Origin of the sequence: Paenibacillus sp. FSL R5-0908, from assembly GCF_038006245.1 — a bacterium.
GTDB classification, from domain to species: domain Bacteria; phylum Bacillota; class Bacilli; order Paenibacillales; family Paenibacillaceae; genus Paenibacillus_AQ; species Paenibacillus_AQ odorifer.
In genome coordinates, this window is the sequence record NZ_JBBOUV010000001.1 from 6466318 (window position 1) to 6490159 (window position 23842).

17 protein-coding genes and 1 riboswitch are annotated in these 23842 nt (G+C 45.4%); of the genes, 5 read left to right on the forward strand and 12 right to left on the reverse strand.

What is annotated here, in order from left to right; translation table 11 throughout:
* Positions 1–44: 44 nt before the first annotated feature.
* Positions 45–256, forward strand: a riboswitch (Lysine riboswitch).
* Between the two features lie 199 nt (positions 257–455).
* The gene (locus MKZ09_RS29280) at positions 456–1937 is read left to right on the forward strand and encodes an amino acid permease (protein WP_076206687.1); all 1482 of its coding nucleotides are present in this window, start codon (positions 456–458) and stop codon (positions 1935–1937) included.
* 111 nt (positions 1938–2048) lie between these two features.
* On the opposite strand, the gene MKZ09_RS29285 is transcribed toward MKZ09_RS29280, so the two are convergent.
* From MKZ09_RS29285 to MKZ09_RS29305, 5 genes are all read right to left on the reverse strand, one after another.
* Positions 2049–3188: a transglutaminase domain-containing protein gene (locus MKZ09_RS29285; RefSeq protein WP_076137092.1), complete on the reverse strand. Its 1140-nt coding sequence runs from the start codon at positions 3186–3188 to the stop codon at positions 2049–2051.
* A gap of 139 nt (positions 3189–3327) precedes the next feature.
* Positions 3328–5700 (reverse strand): glycoside hydrolase family 95 protein, encoded by a 2373-nt coding sequence (locus MKZ09_RS29290; RefSeq protein WP_076206685.1) that lies wholly within the window; start codon positions 5698–5700, stop codon positions 3328–3330.
* A 115-nt stretch (positions 5701–5815) separates the two neighbouring features.
* Positions 5816–7573, reverse strand: coding sequence for an ABC transporter substrate-binding protein (locus MKZ09_RS29295; RefSeq protein ID WP_081389079.1), 1758 nt, complete (start codon positions 7571–7573; stop codon positions 5816–5818).
* Between the two features lie 141 nt (positions 7574–7714).
* Positions 7715–8620, reverse strand: coding sequence for a carbohydrate ABC transporter permease (locus MKZ09_RS29300; protein WP_172628863.1), 906 nt, complete (start codon positions 8618–8620; stop codon positions 7715–7717).
* A 65-nt stretch (positions 8621–8685) separates the two neighbouring features.
* The gene (locus tag MKZ09_RS29305) at positions 8686–9666 is read right to left on the reverse strand and encodes an ABC transporter permease (protein ID WP_036680239.1); all 981 of its coding nucleotides are present in this window, start codon (positions 9664–9666) and stop codon (positions 8686–8688) included.
* Positions 9667–10093: 427 nt separating this feature from the next.
* On the opposite strand from MKZ09_RS29305, the gene MKZ09_RS29310 reads away from it, so the two are divergent.
* Entirely contained in the window at positions 10094–11002 is a 909-nt protein-coding gene (locus MKZ09_RS29310) for a hypothetical protein (RefSeq protein WP_076206682.1), read from the forward strand.
* 7 nt (positions 11003–11009) lie between these two features.
* On the forward strand, positions 11010–11411 hold the full coding sequence (locus MKZ09_RS29315; RefSeq protein ID WP_076206680.1) for a hypothetical protein: 402 nt from the start codon (positions 11010–11012) through the stop codon (positions 11409–11411).
* 79 nt (positions 11412–11490) lie between these two features.
* On the opposite strand, the gene MKZ09_RS29320 is transcribed toward MKZ09_RS29315, so the two are convergent.
* The 4 genes from MKZ09_RS29320 to xylA form a co-directional block, all read right to left on the reverse strand.
* A complete protein-coding gene (locus MKZ09_RS29320) occupies positions 11491–13041 on the reverse strand; it encodes a response regulator transcription factor (protein ID WP_076136999.1) in 1551 nt (516 codons plus the stop codon).
* Positions 13038–14825, reverse strand: coding sequence for a sensor histidine kinase (locus tag MKZ09_RS29325; RefSeq protein WP_076137001.1), 1788 nt, complete (start codon positions 14823–14825; stop codon positions 13038–13040). Before MKZ09_RS29325 ends, MKZ09_RS29320 begins: the two co-directional genes overlap by 4 nt.
* Before the next feature lie 208 nt (positions 14826–15033).
* Entirely contained in the window at positions 15034–16530 is a 1497-nt protein-coding gene (xylB, locus tag MKZ09_RS29330; protein ID WP_038573349.1) for a xylulokinase, read from the reverse strand.
* A gap of 378 nt (positions 16531–16908) precedes the next feature.
* Positions 16909–18225 (reverse strand): xylose isomerase, encoded by a 1317-nt coding sequence (gene xylA, locus MKZ09_RS29335; RefSeq protein ID WP_076206678.1) that lies wholly within the window; start codon positions 18223–18225, stop codon positions 16909–16911.
* 268 nt (positions 18226–18493) lie between these two features.
* Between xylA and MKZ09_RS29340 the strand changes: the two genes are divergently transcribed.
* A complete protein-coding gene (locus MKZ09_RS29340; RefSeq protein ID WP_076206676.1) occupies positions 18494–19654 on the forward strand; it encodes an ROK family transcriptional regulator in 1161 nt (386 codons plus the stop codon).
* Between the two features lie 192 nt (positions 19655–19846).
* Positions 19847–20047 (forward strand): hypothetical protein, encoded by a 201-nt coding sequence (locus MKZ09_RS29345; protein ID WP_036680251.1) that lies wholly within the window; start codon positions 19847–19849, stop codon positions 20045–20047.
* Positions 20048–20185: 138 nt separating this feature from the next.
* Here MKZ09_RS29345 and MKZ09_RS29350 read toward each other — a convergent pair whose 3' ends face one another.
* From MKZ09_RS29350 to MKZ09_RS29360, 3 genes are all read right to left on the reverse strand, one after another.
* Positions 20186–20419, reverse strand: a complete 234-nt coding sequence (locus MKZ09_RS29350; protein ID WP_076137007.1) for a glutaredoxin family protein — start codon at positions 20417–20419, stop codon at positions 20186–20188.
* A 68-nt stretch (positions 20420–20487) separates the two neighbouring features.
* A complete protein-coding gene (trxB, locus tag MKZ09_RS29355) occupies positions 20488–21429 on the reverse strand; it encodes a thioredoxin-disulfide reductase (protein WP_076128718.1) in 942 nt (313 codons plus the stop codon).
* Positions 21430–21612: 183 nt separating this feature from the next.
* Positions 21613–23577 (reverse strand): heavy metal translocating P-type ATPase, encoded by a 1965-nt coding sequence (locus MKZ09_RS29360; RefSeq protein ID WP_081394332.1) that lies wholly within the window; start codon positions 23575–23577, stop codon positions 21613–21615.
* Positions 23578–23842 lie beyond the last annotated feature (265 nt).

The window sequence follows — 23842 nt, forward strand, 5'->3', positions numbered from 1 at the left end:
TGTTGTTTATAAATGAATGAAGTAAAGATAGCCTCGTCATACTAAGATGAGGTAGAGGTCGCGGATATAAAGAGTACGCGCGTGGAGACGTTAGAGCCGTCTATGAATCGCGTCGAAAGGAATATCTGCCGAAGTTTGCACTGTCGCTCATACAGCGGTGCAGGCTGGGGCCGTTGCCGAAAGGCACGGAACTGTCACATTATATGACCTGCATAAGTATAAGTAGCAGGTCATAATGTGTTGCGCTATCTTCACAGGGAGTATGATGCGGAGCTGTATAGATGGAAACCGCAGATATAGTCTGCGGTTTCTTTGCGTTTACAGATTTTGTATATTTAGTGTTTATCCATAACCTTATGGAGACCACCAAATACACTCTCCCGCTCTGCGGGAGGAAGCAGCTCAGCACTCCCCGTTCATGAATTGAAAGATTAGATCATAAGGAGTGTCAAATCATGCAGGGCAAGCAGCAAAATCTAGCACAAGGCAACGTAAATAACCCGCCTGAGCTAAAAAAATCATTTAAAGCAAGGCATTTGACCATGATTGCGCTTGGAGGATCTATTGGTACCGGACTCTTCCTGGCCAGTGGTGGCGCTATCGCTTCAGCCGGACCCGGTGGAGCACTTCTAGCCTATACGGCTGTTGGTGTTATGGTTTATTTCCTAATGACCAGTCTGGGAGAGCTCGCTACCTATTTACCGGATTCGGGCTCATTCAGCACTTACGGCACACGTTTCGTCAGCCCCGCTTTTGGGTTCGCCATCGGCTGGAACTTCTGGTATAACTGGGCGGTTACGATTGCAGCAGAATTGTCTGCCGCCACCGTCATTATTAAATATTGGTTCCCGGACAGTCCCTCCTTTCTCTGGAGTCTCGTGTTCCTGCTGCTGATGTTCGGTCTTAATTTCCTGTCTGCTCGTGGATACGGAGAATCAGAATATTGGTTTGCCATTATCAAAATTATTACTGTTATCGCCTTCCTTATTGTCGGAGTTTTGATGATTTTCGGAATCATGGGCGGAAAAGCCGTAGGCTTCAGCAATTTCCAGATCGGGGGCAGCTCGTTCCACGGTGGCTTCTTCGCTTTCGTCGGTGTCTTTATGGCTGCGGGATTTTCCTTCCAAGGCACAGAGCTAATCGGTGTTGCAGCAGGTGAGAGTGAGAACCCTCGCCGCAACGTACCTATTGCTATTCGCCAAGTATTCTGGCGCATATTAATCTTTTATATCCTCGCTATACTAGTAATCGGAATGCTGATTCCTTACACGAATCCAGATCTGCTGCGCGGTGGTATTGATGATATCGGAGTCAGTCCGTTTACAATCGTATTTAATAAAGCAGGACTTGCTATTGCCGCCTCCGTCATGAATGCTGTCATTCTCAGCTCCGTATTGTCAGCCGGGAACTCGGGAATGTACGCCTCCACCCGCGTCCTGTACGCTATGGCTAAGGACGGAATGGCTCCACGTGCTCTAGGCAAGCTTAATCGCCGCGGTGTTCCTGTTGGTGCTTTGCTCGTGACCACAGCCGTGGGTATGTTAGCCTTTTTAGCATCATTCTTTGGTGACGGTGCTGTATACAACTGGCTGCTTAATGCTTCCGGTATGTGTGGATTTATTAACTGGCTCGGCATCGCTGTCTGCCATTATCGTTTCAGACGCGCCTTCATAGCTCAAGGTCATTCCCTTGATGAGCTGCCTTACCGGGCTAGATGGTTCCCGTTTGGGCCTATATTTGCCTTAGTACTTTGTACGGTAGCCATCCTTGGCCAGAATATGGGTGCCTTCTCAGGTGGAAGCATCGACTGGTACGGTATCGCCGTTTCCTATATCAGCCTGCCATTATTCGTCTTGATTTGGGCCGGCTATCGCTTCTTCCGCAAGAGTAATATTATTCCTTTAGAAAAATGCGATCTTAGTACTCACCCAGAATAAATAGACTCCTCAAAAAAGGGATAACCAGAAGCCTGAAAGGCTGCGGGATATCCCTTTTTATATATAAATCAATCTAGTATATTCAACTCCTGATTTCACTTAGCCCTTTGCCTATTCCCAAGTCACATAAACTTTTAGATCACCCGTATTATCAAAAGAAGTGCTAGAATAAGACACTTCCTCTAATCCAAGTTTATATAACTCCTGTAAATCATTCTTCAGCTGGGTTCCACTACCGTGATAACGGAATAATAAAGATCCCTCTCCTGAAGCGACAGCCTTATTCGCCAGCTGAATTAAATCTGCTGCTGAACGTACAATCCGCTCCTCGGCATACAGCTCATAATTAAGGTCCTTCTGAAGCTGCTTATACACCCCGGCGCTCTGTCCTCCACGCTCTGCAAGTGCTGACAAGGTCTTATAATAGGCAACCGAGGCTGCCGGATAAGACTTCGTCCAGCTATGGTCCTGACGCATTTGTGCATCAGTCTTCAAGTAATACGCAGTGCTTACCACGCCGGCTTTATCAGGTGTCGGGTCATCCCAAGTTGTGTCGAGATGATACCATCTCCCTTCGAGCAGCACTAGATTCCAAGCATGAGACTGGCTGCGTCCTCCCGGCTGTTTTGCAGTGCCCTCAACGATTTTATTACTGAATCCCGCTTCCTTGAGCAGCTTATAAGTCAACAGCGAATACCCCTGGCAAACGGCACTGCCACTCTTCAGGCCTTCATAAGCCGTATATTTACGATAAGAGGTATCATACTTCAGACGCAGCACCACCCAGTCGTGGATAGCCTTAACCTTCTGATGATTATTCATGCCCGGTGTAATGATCTTCTTGAGCGTTGCCTTTACTTCTTTGTTCACAAAAGCGGTCTGTTCCAGCGTTTCCAAGTATTTCACTTCTACCGTAACCTTTACTGAGCTTTTGCTCCCTCGATAAGTATATCCGTAGCTGTCTATGATGTAATACAAATAAGGATCGCTATTCATCGCTTGATCTATACCCGTTTGTATCTGTGTTTTTAAATTCGAGGTTTTCCCCTCATAAGTAAAAGTGATAGTTTCTCTACGATTATTCATCGCACCGGTTAGCTTCTGGGCAATTTCACTTACAGAACGAACAGTCGGTGAAGTCGTGGCCGCATAAGCATGCCCCCAGGTCCAATACAATGTCGGGGGAATGGCTGCGCAAATAATCACTCCTCCAAGAATGACTTTTGCCAACGTGAAGCGTTTTTTCCACATCATTTTTCTGATCCTCCGGCTCCTACAGACTTATTCAAAACCCTCCATTTAATAGATAATGAAGACTTGGGCAAAAAAAGACTGTTCTCTGTAGAATAATTCTACTCTGAGAACAGTCTGTAAGCCAGATCAATATGAATTATTTCTTTAGGGGGGTAATGAAATAGGTCTCTCCGATTACTGTTTCAAATTCCAGCCCCGCTCCTTCAATCTGTGAACCATCCGGTTTTTGAATGAGCAAAGACTGGTGTTGAACAATTCTACAGGATCGGCCATGAGTCGAGGTAACCTCTGCCCTTGTTAAACAGCCCCCGCTCCACTCTATAGTCGTGACAAAGCCACCACGTGCCACCAACCCTTTCACGCTGCCTTCAGACCATTCCTCAGGAAGAGCAGGTAATAGTTCCAGACCCTCCTGATGACTCTGCAAAAGCATTTCTGCTATTCCGGCTGTAGTGCCGAAGTTTCCATCAATCTGAAACGGAGGATGATTGCCGAACAGGTTCGGCAAACTGGAATCTTGCAAAATGCGACGTAGACAGCTAACCGCACTCTCGCCATCCTTCAGACGCGCATAAAGATTAAGCAACCATGCTGCGCTCCAGCCTGTATGGCCACCTCCGTGTTCTATGCGTTTCTTCAGTGTTAAGGCTGCCGCCTCTGCTAGCTCTGGTGTGGAGAAAGGGCTAATTACGTTCCCAGGGTACAAGTCATACAAATGAGAAACATGACGATGCCCAGGCTCTTGTTCAGCAAAATCCTCATTCCATTCGCGGACAGTTCCGTCCGGTGCGATCCCCTGGCGGGCAAGCTGCTTCTGTTTCTGCATAAGCTCCTGACGCAGCTCTACATCGGTATTTAAAATGTCAGCAGCCTGAATGCAGTGCTTGAACAACTCACCGATAAGCGATAAATCCATAGCTGAGCCAGCCGAGACACTGCATGGTGTGCCGTCAGCAGTCAGAAATACATTCTCTGGTGAGGTAGACAGACCTGTCGTCCATCTTCCATCAGGCAGTTCTACTAGCCAATCCAGACAAAACAATGCGGCTCCCTTTAATATGGGATAAGCTGTGCGTAAATAGTCCTCATCTGGACGGAAAGCGTAACGCTCCCATAGATGGCGAGAGAGCCATACCCCGCCCATCGGCCAAAAAGCCCACATCGCCTTACCGTCTGATGGAGAAGTCATCCGCCACAAATCGGTATTATGGTGTACTGTCCAGCCCCGTGCGCCATAATGAATATTCGCTGTACGGCTGCCAGCCACGCTAAGCTCCGTGATAAAATCTATTAAAGGTTCATGGCATTCGCCCAATCCGCATAATTCGGCCGGCCAATAATTCATTTCGGTGTTGATATTTGTCGTATAATTGCTGTTCCATGGTGGCTGAATATAGGGATTCCAAATGCCCTGCAGATTCAGGGCTTGTGTCCCCGGCCGTGAGCCAGCAATCATCAGGTAGCGGCCATACTGGAACAGCAGTGCTTCCAGTTCAGGATCTGTCTGACCTTCGCGGTATTGTGCCAGGCGCTCATCAGTCGGAAGCTCTCCGCGGGAAGCAGCAGATGCAAGCGTCAACTCCACACGGTGGAACAAGGATTGATGATCCTCTAAGTGGCGCTGCTTAAGCTCTGCGTATTCTTTAGAGGCTGAAGCTAACTGCACTAGGCATAACTCCGCTGGCAGCTTGCCACCGCTTCCCGGCATCCGGTCATACCCGGCATAATCGGTTGCCGCAGCCAGACGAAGGGTAATGGAGTGCGCGCCAGAAATCGACAGCGAGCCGTTCTCCACTGCACAAGTGCCACCTTCCGTTTGGATCTCCATAACCGCAGCAAAACTTATGCCAAGCCCCTCTTCATATAATACGGCACGCGGGTGATCCCCTACGTAGTTATCAGCCACATGCGACGGAGCACGGCCAGTCATAATCAGCATGCCATCCGGAGTAATCTCCGAGTTGAAAGGATGTGGTGCTGCCAGATCTGCCCAGAAATCTGGCAGAGTAGCTTGGCCCTCTCCCCCCTCCGCACGGATATGAAGAGCTATAATTCCATCCGGTCTGCTGGCCAATACCTCACGAACGATCCTTACACCGCCGGCAGTATAGGATACCTTAGCCAACGCCTGATCCAGATCAAGCTCTCTCCGGTAATCCTCTACAGGACCAGCAAGATTAAACTTCAATCGCAAATCTCCAAGCGGTTGATAGGATTCCGTCCGGCTGCCTAACATTTTGGCGTCCACCAGTGCTTCTGCTTCCTTGTATTTCCCCTCTGCAACTAGCTGTTTAGCTGGAGCCAAATGCCGCAGTGCCTCATAGTTGGCTTTATCCCGCGGAAAACCTGACCATAGAGTATCTTCATTTAATTGAATCCGTTCTTCTTCGATTCCACCAAAGACCATACCGCCCAGCCTGCCGTTACCTACGGGCAGCGCCTCTTCCCATACAGCCGCCGGCTGCTTGTACCATAACTCATGCCGTCCGGAGTTCTTGCTCTCTCTCATGTATATTCCTCCTGTCCTGTTATTACCGGTGAAAAGCAATCAGCGGGAGGCCCGGACTTTCGTTCGGACTTCCCGCCATCTTCATGCTTTTATTGGATTAGACGAAATTTAATAATTAATCATTCCAAAGTTTCACGCGTTGTTTAACCAGCTCTTCACGCAAATCTTCAGCTTTCGTTACCCCAGCTTTATCAAGCTCAGCCATGTAAGCATCCCAAACTTTATCGAAATCAGCTGGTTTAGACAAGATTGCTTCTGGGATCCGTTTCCAACTGATATCCTTCAGCTTGTTGTCAAGAACGACAATTTCGCTATCCCCAGGAATCGTGATGTTCCATGCCGCGCCCCAAGGTTTAACTTTGAACTCATCTTCACTTGGGAAGAGGTCTTTCCAAGTTGTTGCTTTGTAAGCAGCAAGTGTTTCTTTTTCAACCGCATTGTAACCTACAGTTACTTGCTCAGGGAAACGAGTTGTGTAGTAGTTACCAGATGGATCCAATACACCGTCGCCATAGTGAGCGCTCAGCAATGCGTAGTTTGATCCGACATTACCCAAACCAGTTTCTTTTTGGAAGTTGGTAGTGTCATTATATTTACGGTCGTTCACATCTTCAGGAATGACGCGTTTGCCATCCACAACATTGTAGTGTTTGCCTTCAATACCCCAGTTAACCAATACTTGACCTTCATCGGAAGCTAGATAGTCCAGGAATTTAATCGCACGAACTGGATCTTTAGCATCTACGCTGATCCCGATTCCGTTACCACCCATGAAGCCTGTAGGCCAGAAGGAGGTTTCTTTGTACTCCTCAGACAAGGTTACAGGATAGTGTCCATAGCCTTGATCCAGCTTGCCTTCAGCTTTCAATGCTCTTTCTCCATCGCCATAACCCCAGTCTTGGTCAATCAAACCAATAACGCGGCCGGTAGCGATTTTAGCTTTGTACTGATCATACTTTTGAACGAAACTTTCTGGATCAAGCAATCCAATATCGTTCATGTGGTTGAGCCAGCGGAAATATTCTTTTTCAGCCGGACGACGGAAGTGATAAGTTACTTCTTGGGTGTCGATATCAATCGCATATTCACCATCGTCAGGAGAACCAGTAGTAATAAATGCTGGGTTAGTTACTGTAATGTACATGTACCAATCGTCTGCATTCAGAGTCAGGCCGATGTTTTTGTTACCATTTTCATCCGTAGGATGTTTCTCCAGGTAAGCCTTGATTACGTTCTCATAATCTTGAACAGTTTTGATTGCAGGATATCCAGCTTCTTTAACAGCACGGTGCTGTAGTTCAAATCCGCCACCAGCATCAAAATATTTGTTGTCCACACCTGCATAGGTAGGGATGGCATAAATCGCATGATCATCGTCACTGTAACGTGAACGTTTCATGCCTTCTTCGCCCAATACTTTTTTGATATTCGGAGCATATTTTTCAATCAGATCTGTTAGATCAAGCATTGCGCCTGCATCCACCAGCTTGCTGACATCAGTCTTAGCACTGATCAAATCCGGATATTCACCACTCGCTGCGATCAAGGCTACTTTTTGTTGAGGATCACCAACTGCATATTCAGCATTTAGGGTTACTCCCGTTTTTTCCGTAAGCACTTTACCAACTTCATCTTGCATACCTGTCCAGTTCGGGTTAGGGTCTGCACTGAAGAAGGTCATCGTGAGCGGGGAAATATCCTCAGCCGCATTGGTCGCATTTCCAGCATTAGTTGCGTTGCCGCCTGTATTTCCAGCTGCAGCATTACCATTGTTGCCATTGTTACCACCGCAGCCTGCAAGCACACCGAGCAGCATAATAGAAGTGAGCGTTAATGCCGTAGCTTTGGCTTTTATCTTTCTATTACTTCCCATTAAATAAACCCTCCTTAAAATTGTTTATCTATCGTATCACAGGTGAAGACCTGTTAATACTTTACCCAGCTTGCCAAAAGAAAACGGATACACAACAGGTTTTAAGCATAGGGGAGACTAAGCTCCCCCGTTGAACTGTGATTAGCTCTTCACAGCACCAAGTGTCATACCTTTAACAAAATACTTCTGAATGAACGGATAAACCAACAGGATCGGTACGGTTACGACAATCGTAATCGCCATTTTGAGCGACTCCGGTGAGACCTGATTGGAAGCCAGCGAAGCAATGTTGGAGCGGTAGTCGCCTCCGTTACCACTGGTTGTGGTCTGTAGAACCTTCATCAGTTCGAATTGTAATGTGGTCAAGTTAGGGCTCGAACCATTGTACAGATACGTATCCAACCAAGCATTCCATTGACCTACTGCTAGGAACAGCGCAATTGTTGCTAACGCTGGTTTCATCAGTGGCAAAATGACCCGGAAGTAGATGGTAAAGTCATTGGCTCCATCCAGCTTCGCCGATTCCTGCAGTGCATATGGCAAGCCGTCGATAAAGGAACGAATAACAAAAACGTTAAAAGCACTGACCAATCCAGGTAGGACATAAACTGCAAAGCTGTTCATCATATGCAGATCCTTGATCAGCATGTATATAGGAATCATTCCTCCAGAGATATACATGGTCATTGCCAAGAATGTGGAAACGAATTTACGGCCTGCAAAGTCAGGGCGGCTGATCGTAAACGCCAGCATCGAGGCACTGATCAGTCCGAATAAAGTACCGACAACTGTCCGCAAAGCGGATATTTTAAACCCGGTGATTAATCCCGAGAAGGTGAAAATTTTCAAGTAATTGTCCCAAGTAAACTGGCGGGGATAGATGGTCACTCCACCGCGTACACTATCCACTGAATCATTCAGTGAGATGGCAAGCACGTTCAAAAACGGATAAATCGTGACTACAACCACGAACAGTATTACAAAATATACAAAGAAATCAAAGATCCGGTCTGACCATGACTTTCTGGTGATAGCTGATTCTCCCACGGTAATGCTCTCCTTTCATGAAAAGGGCAATTTGCTGCCACGATTGGGTTGAAGGGCCCTCTGTATTACAGAAGGCTCTCTTTTGTTGTGCGTTTAAAGATTCCATTAATCGTAAACAGTAGAATTACACTGATCACTGAGTTGAATATATTGATCGCTGTACCGTAGGAATATCTCGCCATGCCCAGTCCGTATTTCAGTGAATACAGGTCTAGCACTTGAGAATAGTCGGTAACGAGGTTGTTTCCGAGCAAGAATTGCTTCTCAAAGCCGATATTGAGCAAATTACCAATCGACATAATAAGTAGTACAGTAATTGTTGGGCGAATACCCGGAAGTGTAATATGCCATACTTGACGAAGCCTGCTGGCACCGTCTACCCGGGCCGCTTCGTACAATTCAGGCCCAATACCTGCGATAGCTGCAAGGTAGATGATGGCATTCCATCCGGTCTCTTTCCAAATATCCGATAAGGTAACGATTCCCCAGAAGAGATGGCCCTGGGCCATAAACTGGATAGGTGCGTCTATGAATCCTATTCCTAACAAGATATCGTTTACAATACCATTTTCACCAGATAACATTTTAGTTACAATCCCTGCCGCAACCACCCATGATACAAAGTGGGGCAAATACGAGACTGTTTGAGCAAATCGTTTAAAGAAGCCGAGACGCACTTCATTGAGCAATATTGCAAACGTTATCGGAAAGATAAGGCCTGCGACCAAGCCCATTCCACTCATCGCTAGCGTATTACGCAGTGCCAGAAGGAATTGCGAGTCACTGAACAGTGTCTTAAAGTGTTCAAAACCTACCCATTCTTGTTCAAAAAAGCCACGTGCGGGCTTGTACTTTTGAAAAGCCATCGTCCAGCCCCATAATGGGAGATAACTGAAGACGAATGCCCAGATCACAAAAGGTATCGACATCATCCATAAGTACTTTTGATTCTTAAAGCTTCTCCAAAACCGTCCTCCTGAAGCAGGCTTTTTGTTGCGTGTTCGGGTATCCGGCGGGATTTGAGAAGTTACTGTGTCCGCTTTCATAAAGCCCCTCCTCTCTATGTCTATATTCTAAATCTCTGTAAGCGATTGCAGTACCCTATAAATTCGACCTAAAATCAGGTGAAAATTAGAGATTTATAACCCTAATAAAGCGGATACATTGTTGAAAACACTGAAAACAAACATGAATTTACTGAAAATAAAATCAAGTGAAATTATTTGATTTCATAAATCGATACGATACTTAATCCCCTGTCTATTTCACACAATTAATACTTCACTCTATAATTTAAAAAAATGCCCCGAGCTAACGTTCTATAAGTGAACGTGGCCGGAAGCGAAGGCGCGGACTGAGATTCGAAATTGTAAGTTGTACTTATTTTTTCAATAATTTGGTTCAATAAGATAAGATTGAGTTAATATTATCTTAGATTAGAAAATTTTCCCTAAAAGGAGATGTATTAGTAATATGAGATTAAAACAGAATTTATGTAGTTTATCATTGTCTATTTTATTGGTTACCAGTGTTCCTGTAGTCGCTTTTGCTGATGAAAATGTTTCTATACCCGATACTCAAATGAAACAGGCAGTTCATGAGAAGTATCATATTTCCAAAAATTTTGTAGATGATCTTTCCTCCAAAGACTTATTGGATTATTTTTCTAATATCCCAAATTTAGAGTCAGCTTCTTACGATGAAAAATACTATAAAATTGAGTATGTTCCCAAATCAGATTTGTTATCGATACAATCTAATCTTGAACCACAAAACTATACTAAGACTGTCACAGAAACTTCTAAGGAAGAAGCCGAAAGAGCAGTAGCACTTCAAAATAATTACTCATCAGATATTACTCCCTTCGGAACTGTAACAACTACAACAAGTTGGCTAAAGCTTGAAACTTCGATTTCCAAATATACGACAAATACTGGAGGAGCATCCGCAAGGTTCGAATGGCTCACTTCACCGTTTTTTAGAGGTACGGATGCCTTGGCTCTTGGACTAAATGCAAATTCCAGCGTTGTTCCCGGAAGCTCATCTGCCTTATACAAGTATACTTTTTATACAGATTCAGGTAATATTGTAACAGATCAGATTGATTACACTCATCCGAATACTGATGCTTCAATCGGTATCTCATATAATATGAGTCTAACTAAAACCAGTAATAGTCTATACCATGCTGGATATATGAAATTCACCTTCCAACCAAACGTCAGTACTTTAACTGTCGCAGATGCATATTCTTTATATGCACATGCCGAGTCGGCATTATCTGTTGCACCTTCTGTTTCTTTTCCTGGAGGAGGCAGTGTAAGGGTTAGCCCAGAAAGTAAATTTGATACTGTGCCAGGACATGCAAGTATCCAATGGTAGGAGAGCAATGAAAAACAAAAACATCAAGATATTATTATTGATTATCGCCGCAGTATTATTGACACTAAATTTATTTCAATTCAATAACAACGTAAGCCATAACAGATTTATGGATAGGCTAGACCTGAATCTTACATCAGAACTCGACGGTCTCAGAGTGGAATTAGAACGAACCTCAACACCAAGCATTCTTGCTGTAGAGCAAGCGAGTAAAATTGCTGCCCTTTCGACGTATTCAACATTAGGGTTCGATTATGGATATACCTTGGAAACCAGAATACATGACAAATATGTACAAAATGAACCTTTTAAAGAGATGGACCAAATTCAAGCGTTACTTCTGGCCCTTCTAAAGGACCCTGCAAATCTAGAATTGCAGCAACGATTAGATTTATTATTAGTGAAGTAGCTTTAATGTAAGAAAAAAAAGCCACAGCTAAAGCTCAGGTTATACCTGAACTGCAACTGTGGCTTTTTGGGCTTCTATTTTAGATGTTTTTGCGAAAAGAACTCGGGGAGAGCCCTACATATTTACGGAACTTGGCGTTGAAGTAATCGGGGTTCATGTACCCTACTTTCTCGGCCACCTCATATACTTTCATGCCTTGTGCTAGGAATTGCTTCGCCTTCTCAATCCGCACTTTGTCCACATACGTATTGAAGTATTCCCCGGTAGTGTTCTTGAACATTTTACCTAGATATGCGCTGTTGTAATTAAATAACTCGGATAAGGTCTCAAGCTTAAGATTCTCATTGTAACGGCGGTTGATTAGCTCCGTAATTTTTTTGATCTCATTCCCTTTGCTGCCACTGGACATTTGATCGGCGATCTCCGCCATGAAATTGACGGCCTGCTCTTGCAGGTCTGCCAGATAATGACTATGGTAGAGCTCACCTATCGGCGGGGAATGCTTAGCAGCATTGCTGCGAATCTCTGGATAGACCGGTTCGAGACGGGCCAACACCGTACTGAGAATCCGCACAAATGTATCTTTAATCTGCTGCTCCTCACTGCCCGCAGCCAGTAGCTCCGCACAGATCGTATCCACCAGCGGTTCAATGGCAGCACGGCTTCCGGTTTCAACAGCCAGCATTAGGCGGCTCTCCGCATCCTGCCCTTCTTCGGTGTACGTCTCCTCCACTCCAGGAAACAACATACCGGAGAGATCGGCACTGATCAGAATCCCTTTGCGGTAAAAGAATGCCCGGCGCAGCAGTTCACGCGCCACTTGAAAAGACTGTGCCGCCTCTTCTGGTCCAGCTACTGGGCCTCCAGTTGCTGCACTGAAGTCGTACCCCTCACGGCAAATTAAGGAAGAAAGCTCTTCCATCAGCCGCTCCTGTTCCTGCTTTCCTGGCAGCGGCTCTTGCAGCAGGAATCCAATATATGGCGGCATCGTGAAAAACATCCGCTCTTCACTGCTGCCAAAATACTGTTCTACCGCGGCCTTAACGGCCCGCTCTCCTTCCTCACTGCCGCCCGCAGGCGCGAGTAATTCGAGTAAGATCACTTCGACACGGCCTGATTTAAGACCCAGTGCTGCCGCCTGCTTAGCAGGATCATTCTCCCCCTCCTCCGCAGTTGAAGGCTGCAGCAATGCACGCAGCAGGCTTTCACGATTACGGGCAGGCTCCTCTTCATTCCAGCGGCTAAAGCGATCTTCCTGAGCGATCGTGACTCTGAGTTCCTCCAAATAGTTGATCAGCTCTTCCTCATCCACCGGCTTCAGTAAATAGCCGTCAATGCGGTAAGAAATGGCTCGTTTGGCATACTCAAAGTCCGCATGACCACTTAAAATCAGCACATGGCTGGTCGAGCCTTCTTCGCGCAGCTCACCGATTAACTCCAGCCCGTCCATACCAGGCATGCGGATATCCACCACAATCAGTTCCGGATAAAAAATATGATATTTCTCCTGAGCTTGCAAGCCGTTGGCGGCCGTAGCCACCACCGTATACCCTAGTTCTTCCCAAGGGATTAGAGCCCGAAGGCCTTCCCGCAGCTTTGGCTCATCATCAACAATCAATACTTTGATCATAGATTTATGTCCTCCATTGGAATACGAAACGTAATAGATGTTCCTTCATTCATCCGGCTTTCGATATTCAGTCCATATTCAACACCGTAGGATAACTTCAAACGGTCGTGTACATTGCGCAGCCCGATCCGTGCCTCCTCCTGCTCATCACGAATCTCAAGGGTATAACGGATCTGCTCCAGCTTGTCCGGAGTGATCCCGGCTCCATTATCGGTAATGGTAAAGACCGCATGATTCTGCTCCCGCTTGATATTCACCGTAACCATTGCTCCATCCATCGTGTTGTCTAACCCATGAATCACCGCATTTTCCACAAGCGGCTGCACAATCAGCGGCGGAATGTAGAGTGATTCGACGGCAGGGTCTACAATAAATTGATATTTCAAACGATCCTCATAACGGAATTGCTGAATATCCAAATAACACCGAACCACTTCAAGCTCCTGGCTAAGCAAAATTTTACTTCGGCCTACCTCCAGATTACTGCGCATCATTTTGCCAAGAAGACGCACTACCCGTGCAATCTCCACTTGCCCTTTCATATGGGCCTCCATACGAATAGATTCCAGCGCATTGAACAAGAAATGAGGATTAATCTGGCTTGCCAGCATTTTAAAACGGATATCATTCTGTTTCTGTTCCAGCAGACTGTTCTGGTCATTAGATTCCTGTACCTCGTACATCAAATCGTTAATACTCCGCACCATAGAATTGAACTGACGAGCTAACAGAGCAATTTCATCTTTGCCATCAATTTTTAATGAAGTGTCAAAATCACCCGTACTCACGCGGTTAATATGTCTGCTTAACTGCAGTAATCGACGTGAAAATAACGAAGAGAAACTATATATGATTAAAAAGGCCAATAAAACGCTTACGGCAATCACGGTAATCGAAAGCTTAATCACCCGATTAGGTTCTTTGACTATACTATCAATAGAAAAAACAGAAATAATTCGCAGGGCGTTACGGCTGGCTTGTGGTTTAAGTTCTTCTATCACTATTTTGGAGGCTTCACCATCTACTTCTGCCTCATAGCTCCCGCTTCCTTGCCCCAAAAGCTTTGTATCAAAAGAAACATCTGCCAGTTTCTTTCCTGTTCGATCGCTCCGGTTCGCAGCAATGATATTGTCCTGATCATCCACGATCATGGTGTCAAATGATTCCTGGCTCAGAATCGAGGTTAGCTGGTGACTGTTTACATTAATAACGAGCACGCCAATTTTACTGGAGCCCTCCAGCTCGATTTTGCGGACAAGACTTAAATAATTCCGCTGATCACGCTCATCCTCTATATATTCCCAACCGACGAGGCTATCGTACCGCTGTGCTCTCTGATACCACTGGCTCTCCTTAATGGCAGACGAAGGATTGATCAGCTCCCAGTTGTTAAGCAGCGTAGCATTATCAGTGTATAAACGTATGTTGGATATGTCTTTATATAATCTTAGGTATTCACGCATATCAGTGTAATCCCGATAAGCCTCAACCACATCATAAGTGCTTACATACTGGCGTATGGCAAGTTTTTTCAGCCGGGCATCATTGGACAATCGATACGCTATATCTTGCGATACACCGATGACTTCTTCTGTTCTTTTTTTTACCCGATCTACGTTAATTGAAGCTTGCTCCAGTGCATTCTCAAACGCCATGGTCCTCATCTCAATCGTAAGATAACCACCTACCAGTAATACCGGTAAAAGTGTAGTCAGTAAAAAAGCAAGCAGCAGCTTATTGCGGATTTTGATGTCATTCAGCACCTTAACAAACCATTGAAACATGGCCTTTCGCCCCCCGAAACCTTCACTATCTCATGTACAGGCTGCCACTACCTTGGAGATATTCCATACTTTACAGAAGAAAAATGAAAACGGCAACATTTTTGAATATTGCCGTTCATCACCTCTATAAAGAAGATGGTCTTTAAAAAGGCCTTCCGCCAGATGCGAAAGACCTTTTTTTATATCAGACAGATAGATAAATGGCGCTTTATTGGCGATATGCAGCCAGCTTGTTATTCAATTCGCGGGTCTGGCCGTAAACTTCCTGATAGAGGTTGAATAGACCATCATAGATTGCCGTTTGTTTCGGATCTGGTTTATATACATCAGCAGGACGGATAAACGCTTCTGCACATTCCGCAAGGGATGTGAACCATCCGCTTCCATAAGCCGCCAGCATAGCTGCTCCCATTGCCGGACCCTGCTCACTTTCGAGCTTCACGATAGATGCATTGAAAATATCAGCCTGCATTTGCAGCCAAGCCTCATTTTTAGCTCCACCACCAATTGCAATGATCTCTGTAATCTCTTTGCCTGACTCACGTACAATCTCAATGGATTCACGCAGTGAGAAGGTAATGCCTTCTAATACTGCTCGTGTAAAATGCGTCAACGTATGCCCTGAATCCATACCAATAAAGCTTCCGCGAATATTCGCATCTGGATGTGGTGTACGTTCTCCAACAATATAAGGAGTGAATAACAGGCCGCCGCTGCCAGCTGGAATAGAGGAAACTCCGCTTAACAGCTCATCAAAGCTTTTGTCCGCCGCAAAGGTTTCTTTGAACCACGTAAGGCTATGACCAGCAGCTAGTGTAACCCCCATAATATAGTAGGCATCTTTTTCACCATGGTTAAAGAAATGGACTTTGCCTTCGAGATTCAAATCTTTATTGCTCTCATAAGAAAGTACTACACCAGATGTACCAATACTGCACATGGTCCGGCCTTCTCCCAATACACCCGCTCCGAGCGCGCCACAAGCATTATCTGCACCACCAGCAAATACCTTCGTTGAAGATAAAAGACCTGACGCTTCAGCAATGTCCGGCAATAAGGTTCCAGTCTGTTCAAAGGATTCTACCAATCTAGGACAAAGAGAAAGCGGAAGTTCAAAAGCCTCTGCGATTTCTGCACTCCATTCTTTAGAACCTACATCCAATAGCAACGTTCCGGCAGCATCGGAGTAATCCATTGCATAATCACCCGTCAACCGATAACGCACATAATCTTTTGGCAGCAGGAACTGATGCGCCTGTGATAATACTTCTGGTTCATTCTCTTGAACCCACAGAATCTTAGGCAGTGTAAAACCTTCCAATGCTTTGTTTCTGGCGATATCGATCAACTTCGCTCCAAGCGTCTTCTCAATCTTACGGCATTGTGCAGTAGTACGGGTATCATTCCAAAGAATAGCTGGACGCAGCACTTGCCCTTCTTTATCTACCAGTACCAATCCGTGCATTTGTCCGGAGAAACTTAGACCGTCTACTTGTGACGGGTCTATGCCTGATACTTCAATCAGACGGCGCAGGCTGACCAGCGTGCCCTTTACCCAATCCTCAGGATTTTGCTCACTCCAGTTCGGTTGGGGTCTGCTTAGCGGGTAGGACTCGGAATGCTCAAAAGCCACCTTCCCCTGCGGGTCCACTAGAACAGTCTTCACTGCACTAGTCCCCAAATCAACACCTATAACGTATTTCATTTTTGACCTCCTAAAAGTTTTATGAGCGTTTACTACGTTGAGTTACTTCGAATAAAACTTACTTCGAAAGCATCCGCTTAGTTTTATGGAGCTTAGCTTCTTGATTCTCTTCGTAATAAAACTTGCTTCGTAAGCATCTGCTTAGTTTTATGAGCGTTTACTACGTTGAGTTACTTCGAATAAAACTTACTTCGAAAGCATCCGCTTAGTTTTATGGAGCTTAGCTTCTTGATTCTCTTCGTAATAAAACTCGCTTCGTAAGCATCTGCTTAGTTTTGGCTACAAAAAGGGGGCTGCCGAAGAATGCTCTCTTCAGCAACCCCCGTTGCATTTGTTCAAACTGGACTCAAAGTCTAAGCTTCAAGCTCCCTGTAAAAACTACTCAGCCAAGATGTATTGGTTAAGGGTAGCTCTCAGGTATTCTTGACGTCCGGATTGGTTAGGACGTGGGTTCTCATTGTTCAAAGCATATTCAGCCAAAGAAGCCAATGTTGCTTTACCTGAAACGATGTCTGCACCAACGCCTTCAGTGAAGCTGCTGTAGCGTTTGTCAACGAAGTCTTCGAATACGCGATCTTCGATCAATTTAGCAGCAACTTTCAAGCCTTTTGCGTAAGTATCCATACCAGCGATGTGTGCCAAGAACAGATCTTCTGGCTCGAAGGAAGGACGACGTACTTTAGCATCGAAGTTAATTCCGCCTTTGCCAAGACCGTCATTCTTCAATACTTCATAAAGAGTAAGTGTTGCATCGTAGATGTTTACTGGGAATTCATCAGTATCCCAACCAAGCAGTGTATCCCCTTGGTTAGCGTCAAGTGATCCAAGCATGCCATTAATACGAGCTACACGAAGTTCATGTTCAAAAGTATGACCTGCAAGCGTAGCGTGGTTAGCTTCAAGGTTCAGCTTGAAGTGCTTGTCGAGGTTGTATTTTTGCAAGAACGAAATTGTTGTTGCTGCATCGAAATCATATTGATGTTTAGTAGGCTCTTTTGGTTTAGGTTCGATCAGGAATTGACCATCAAAACCAATTTCCTTAGCGTAATCTACAGCCATGCTGAACAGACGTGCAATGTTATCTTGTTCAAGACCCATATCTGTATTCAGCAATTCTTCATAACCTTCACGGCCGCCCCAGAATACATAGTTGCTTGCGCCCAGACGTTTACCAACTTCCAGACCTTTCTTCACTTGTGCTGCTGCATGTGCGAAAACATCAGCGTTCGGTGTAGAACCTGCACCGTGCATATAACGTGGGTTAGTGAACATATTAGCTGTATTCCACAGCAATTTCTTGCCGGAAGTCTTCATGCCTTGTTCAAGGATATCAACGATAGTGTCGATGTTGCTGTAGAACTCACGCAAAGATGCGCCTTCTGGTGCGATATCTACATCATGGAAGCAGAAGTAAGGCAGATCCATCTTGTCCATAAATTCGAATGCTGCTTCAGCGCGAGCTTTAGCTTTATCCAGACCACTCAATTTGTCCCAGCTGCGAATTGCAGTTTCAGCGCCAAACGGATCAGAACCGCCAGCAGTTAATGTATGCCAATAAGCCATTGCAAATTTCAGATGTTCCTCCATAGTTTTGCCGGCTACGACTTCTTTAGGATTGTAGAATTTAAATGCATAAGGGTTGGTGGAACGGCTTCCCTCGTAAGAGATTTTGTTCACTGTCTCAAAATAAGCCATTGTGTAATCCTCCTCATATTGTGCTACGCTAGCAAGCGTTTACAGCATCATCTTAACACATCTTTTTGACTTTGTATATTGGTTAAACAAAGTTTTTTTATAAAATTTCCGCCTCTTTAAGTCTCCCTTGCCTATCCGTTTAATATTCAAAAAATCCAACAAACTTAGTTTTTCTCTTTTCTGCCGATGTATTGCAATTTCCAGCACATCACTCTAGACTAAGTGGCATACAACAAAAGGGAACTATGCTAAAAAGGATGTGTGATTCGTGAAGGTTACCGGAGATCAGGCGCTGGTCAAAAAAATCAATAAATCGATCGTACTACATACTATTCGAAGGAACTCTCCGCTCTCGCGCGCCAAGGTTTCAGAGATGACCGGACTGAATAAAGCTACCGTATCCAATCTGGTGGCAGAGCTATGCGCTCAAGAATTAGTGACTGAAGTTGGACCAGGTCAATCCAGTGGCGGCCGTAAACCGCTAATGCTGCATTTTAATAGCATGGCTGGCAGCGTAATCGGCATAGAGCTGCGAGTGAAGCAGCTGACGGCCGTCTTATGTGATTTAAGTGGTGGCATTCTTTTCGAAAGCGATTTCTCCCTGGACAATCATGCTCTGCCTTATGTTCTGGAACGGATGAAAAAAACAATTTCAGACTTGATTGATAAAGCACCTGAATCCCCATACGGTATCGTCGGCATCGGAGTAGGTGTCCCCGGGATGGTGGATGAGAACGGGGTTGTTCTTTTTGCTCCCAACCTTGGCTGGGAAATGGTCGACCTGCGGGGTATTTTGGAGACGGAATTCGCGGTTCCAGTCACTATTGATAACGAAGCTAACGCAGGTGCACAAGGTGAACTGAACTTTGGGGCGGCAAAAGATGTTAGACATCTGCTCTATATCAGTGCGGGTTCAGGGATCGGATCTGGTATTATTATTGGCGGAGAGCTGTACAAAGGTGCACGAGGATATGCCGGCGAAACCGGACATATGACGATCGAAGCCCAAGGCAAGCCGTGCAGCTGTGGGAGCCGTGGTTGTTGGGAGCTATATGCCTCGGAAAAAACCTATGACCATTCAGAGTTCTCCCTCCCTGCTCATACCACACAAGAACTGGTCCGTTATGCAGCCGCTGGACAAGAAGACGCCTTGCGCCACTTCTCATCTATGGGTGAATATCTCGGCATCGGAGTAACGAATCTAATCAATAGCTTTAATCCAGAGCTGATTGTCATCGGTGGCGCCTTATCCGAAGCAGAAGCCTGGTTAGGTAAGCCCCTTCGCCGGGTTGTAGCGGAGCGTACGCTTCCTTATCATAAGCAGCAGCTCGAGATTACCTTCTCCAAGCTGGGCAGCCGGGGAACCATGATAGGCGCGGGGTTCTCTGCGGTTATGCATTTTCTAGGTGATATTCGGGTGACCGTTTAAGGTAGTCTAATGAACAACGTTTTGCGGGACAGTTTCACAAGTGAAATTCAAGAGCGGATAGAATTGACGTAAAATTGCCGCATTTAGGTGGATCAAAAGTGCAGTAAAAGCAACTTAAATCCTATATAATAAAGGATAAGTTAGTGTGACATTTATCACTACAACCCCTTTTTTGAAATGGAGAGCGAGTCCATGACCTATGTTGATACGTCTGATATCTCGGCACAGATGTTCATCACTGTGTTGCTTTTTCTGCTCATTATTGCCCCTTTGATCAGTCTCGGTGTGCTCCGTTTTTTTCAAGCCAAAAAGAAATCAGGATTCATTCTGATCGGCAGCGGTGTTGCTGTATACGTCCTATTTCAGATCATTACCTCTTTCACTCAAGCTTAAATTGAACTTTGCGATTTACATCATAAAAAATAGCCTGCGCATATTAGCGTCAGGCTATTTTTGTATACTTAGACTACAAAAAGATCACCTCCAAAATGGAAGCGACCTTTTGCAATTTCCTCACAGAACTATATTTGATTAAACAGTCGCCAATGCTTTGTCGAACTGAGTGATATTCATCCCCACAATTTTGTGCTCACCAATGACAGTTACAGGAACAGCTCTCATTCCCATATCCCAAACCTGCTGCGCGTAATCATCATTCTGCTCGATGTTACGTTCTTCATAGGCTACGCCTTTTTCACTCAAAAAGCTCTTCACCTGACGGCAATGTGGACAATTTGTTGATGTATATACAATTACATTTTCCATCATTAGACCTCCTATGGAAGATTACAGTTATGTTATCTATTGTAGCACTGGGAGTTTGCTAAACCAAATTATAGAATAACCGCGCTATGTTCCAGACTTTCAATGTATTTCTCAGCATCCATAGCTGCCATACATCCACTGCCTGCTGCCGTAATTGCTTGTCTATAACGGGTATCCTGCACATCACCACAAGCGAATACGCCTGGGATATTAGTTTCAGAAGTACCTGGGTTAGTCATGATATAACCTTCAGTATTAGTTGTGATTTGTCCACCCAAAAATGCAGTGTTAGGATGGTGGCCAATCGCCACAAACACTCCGCTTGCTTCAATGATTTCTTCTTGTCCGGTCTCATTGTTCAGCACTTTTAGTCCACTCACGCCTTTGTCTCCAGAAGTTACTTCCAAAGGAGTACGATTCAGGCTCCAAGCTACTTTAACATTATCGCGAACGCGATCCTGCATGATCTTGGAAGCACGTAGCTCTTCACGACGGTGTACCAGCGTTACTTTGGAGGCAAAACGAGTCAAGAAACCCGCTTCCTCAAGCGCAGAATCTCCACCGCCAACAACCACGATCTCTTTATTACGGAAGAAGAATCCATCACAGGTAGCACAGGTGCTCACACCGCGTCCCACATTATCCTGTTCGCCTGGGATACCGAGGTATTTTGCCGTAGCGCCAGTGGAAATGATCAAGGTATCCGTCGTAAGAACACCCAAACCTTCAACATTAAGCTTAAAAGGACGCTCTCCAAGTTCTACACTGTTCACCCAACCCGTACGGAATTCCGCACCAAAACGTTCAGCCTGTTTACGCATATTATCCATTAAGTCTGGACCCATAATTCCATCAGGAAATCCCGGGAAATTCTCCACTTCTGTAGTGGTGGTCAATTGTCCGCCAGGCTGAGGTCCTTCGATTACTAGTGGGTTCAAATTGGCACGAGCCAAGTAGATAGCAGCAGTCAACCCCGCCGGTCCGGTTCCAACAATTATTGATTTATACATATCTATATCCTCCTTGAGTTAGACGGCAGTGACGTCGCTTCTTATTTAAAATAATTATAATGTAGTCTTAATTATGCTAACTGAAAGCAAAAATGTCAATAAGCCAGACTCCCTCAGGAAAAAATCATTTGTGAACAATTTAATTTTTGGCAATAAATAATGTGCAATAACATCTCTGACCTCTTACCGCAACAATCGCAGCCCATTAAGAATGACCAATATCGTACTGCCTTCATGACCGATCACGCCAAAAGGAAGGGCGATGCCCTGCACAAAGTTACTGATCATCAGAACCGCGATTACTGTTACAGCAAAAATCATATTTTGCTTCACAATACGCTGTGAGCGCCGTGCCAATGAAATGGTCGAGGCGATCTCTTCAATATTATCATTCATAAGCACTACATCGGCGATCTCAAGCGCTGCACCACTGCCTTTCATGCCCATACCCATGCCAACAGTCGCTGTAGCCAGAGCAGGCGCATCATTCACACCGTCACCCACCATCACAACATTACCGTGCTCTTCACGCAGCGCCTTAATATGCTTTACTTTATCCTCTGGTAAAAGGTCGGCAAATACCAGATCTACTCCGGTTGAAGCCGCAATAACTTTTGCTGTAGCTTCCCGGTCACCCGTAAGCATAGCCACTTTAATCCCCAGCTCCTGCAGCTTCCGCACTGCGGCTTCTGCTTGTGGGCGAACTGTATCCTGCAATGCAATCATACCTGCGATATGCTCACCGTCCAAAATAATGGAGACTGTCTTCCCCTCTTCCGCCAACTGCTGCCGTTTAGTTCTCCAGAATGCTAGCTCAGAGTCCATCGCAGACGAAGTCAGCTCATCCAGTAAATTGGACTTTCCAATTTTCCAGTGATGCCCGTCAACTTGACCTTCAATTCCCCAGCCAGTGATGGTTTTACTTTCCTGCACCCCCCGCAGCTCCACATATTCTTCCTCAGCTTTACGCACAATGGCTTCCGCCAATGGATGGCGGGACATATGCTCAATGGATGCGCTAATCGCCAGTAATTCTTCCCGGTTGTAGCCTTCACCTGCAATAAAGTCAGTCACCTGCGGAGTTCCCTCTGTAAGGGTCCCTGTCTTATCAAAAGCTACAACCGAGGTCCGAGCCATATTTTCGAGGTGGACCCCGCCTTTAAATAAAATCCCTTTTCGCGCACTTTTGGAAATGGCCGACAGCATCGCAGGCATAATCGATGAGACCAACGCACAAGGCGAGGCTACTACAAGAAAAACCATCGCTTTATAAAAGGTTGCGCTCCAGCTCCAGTCCAGCAAAAAGGGTGGAAGGAAAATAAGAGCCACAGTCGAGGCAACGACTACCCGTGCATAGATGGCTTCCAGTCTTTTAATGAATCGCTGTGAGTTTGGAACATCCGTCTCTGCTTCTTCTACCATCTTAATGATCTTTGAAAAAAGTGTGTTCTCTGCTGATTTCGTTACTTCAATATAAAGTGGACCTTCTCCATTGACCGTACCTGCGAATACTTCGCTGCCAGCGCATTTTTCAACAGGCACTGACTCTCCTGTAATGGAAGCCTGATCTACTGCCGATTCTCCTCTGTACACCTTACCATCTGCAGGAATAAGATCCCCTGGACGTACAAGCAACAGATCTCCGATTACTAACTGATCAATAGCTACCTCGTTCATGCTTCCTTTTTCAATCCGCATGGCTGTGGCAGGTTTCAAGGCCATAAGTGAGGAAATATCCTTCTTACTCCGTTCCATCGTATAACTCTCTAAAGCTCCACTAAGCGCAAAAATAAAGATGAGCATAGCACCTTCATTCCAGTACCCAATGGTAGCTGCGCCTAGTGCGGCCGCAATCATCAGCAGGTTCACATCGAGATCACGTTCTTTGACGAGCGTCTCAACGCCTTCTTTGGCTTTGTTCCAGCCACCAATGGTATACGAAATAACATAAAGTACTACAGAAAAAACTTCTGACCAGCTGCCCATAGCCCAAGCAAAAAGCATAAGCACTCCGCTGCCAAGCGCAGCCTGCATCTCGGAGTTGCTGAGCATGGCTCTCAGATCGAACCGGCGTTTTGGAGCGCCTGGTTTCTTCATACTGCCGGAGATTGAGGTTTGCTGGGGTAAATGTTTTGATGTTGCTTGCATAATAATCACCATCCTGAAAGTTTGTGTAGGACTACTTCATTGATTTCTCTTCGCAACAAAACTTGCTTCGGAAGCATACGTTTTGTTTTGTCTAAATGATAATGAGAGCCATTCTTAAGACCCCTAAAATGACACATGCTGCCCCGGCTTAGCCGGGACAGCATGAATGATAACTATGAGTAGTGAGAATGATAATCATTGTTGCAATAGTACAACTATATTTCCTTAGTGCAACTTATATTTTAATAATACCACCTTGAACGAA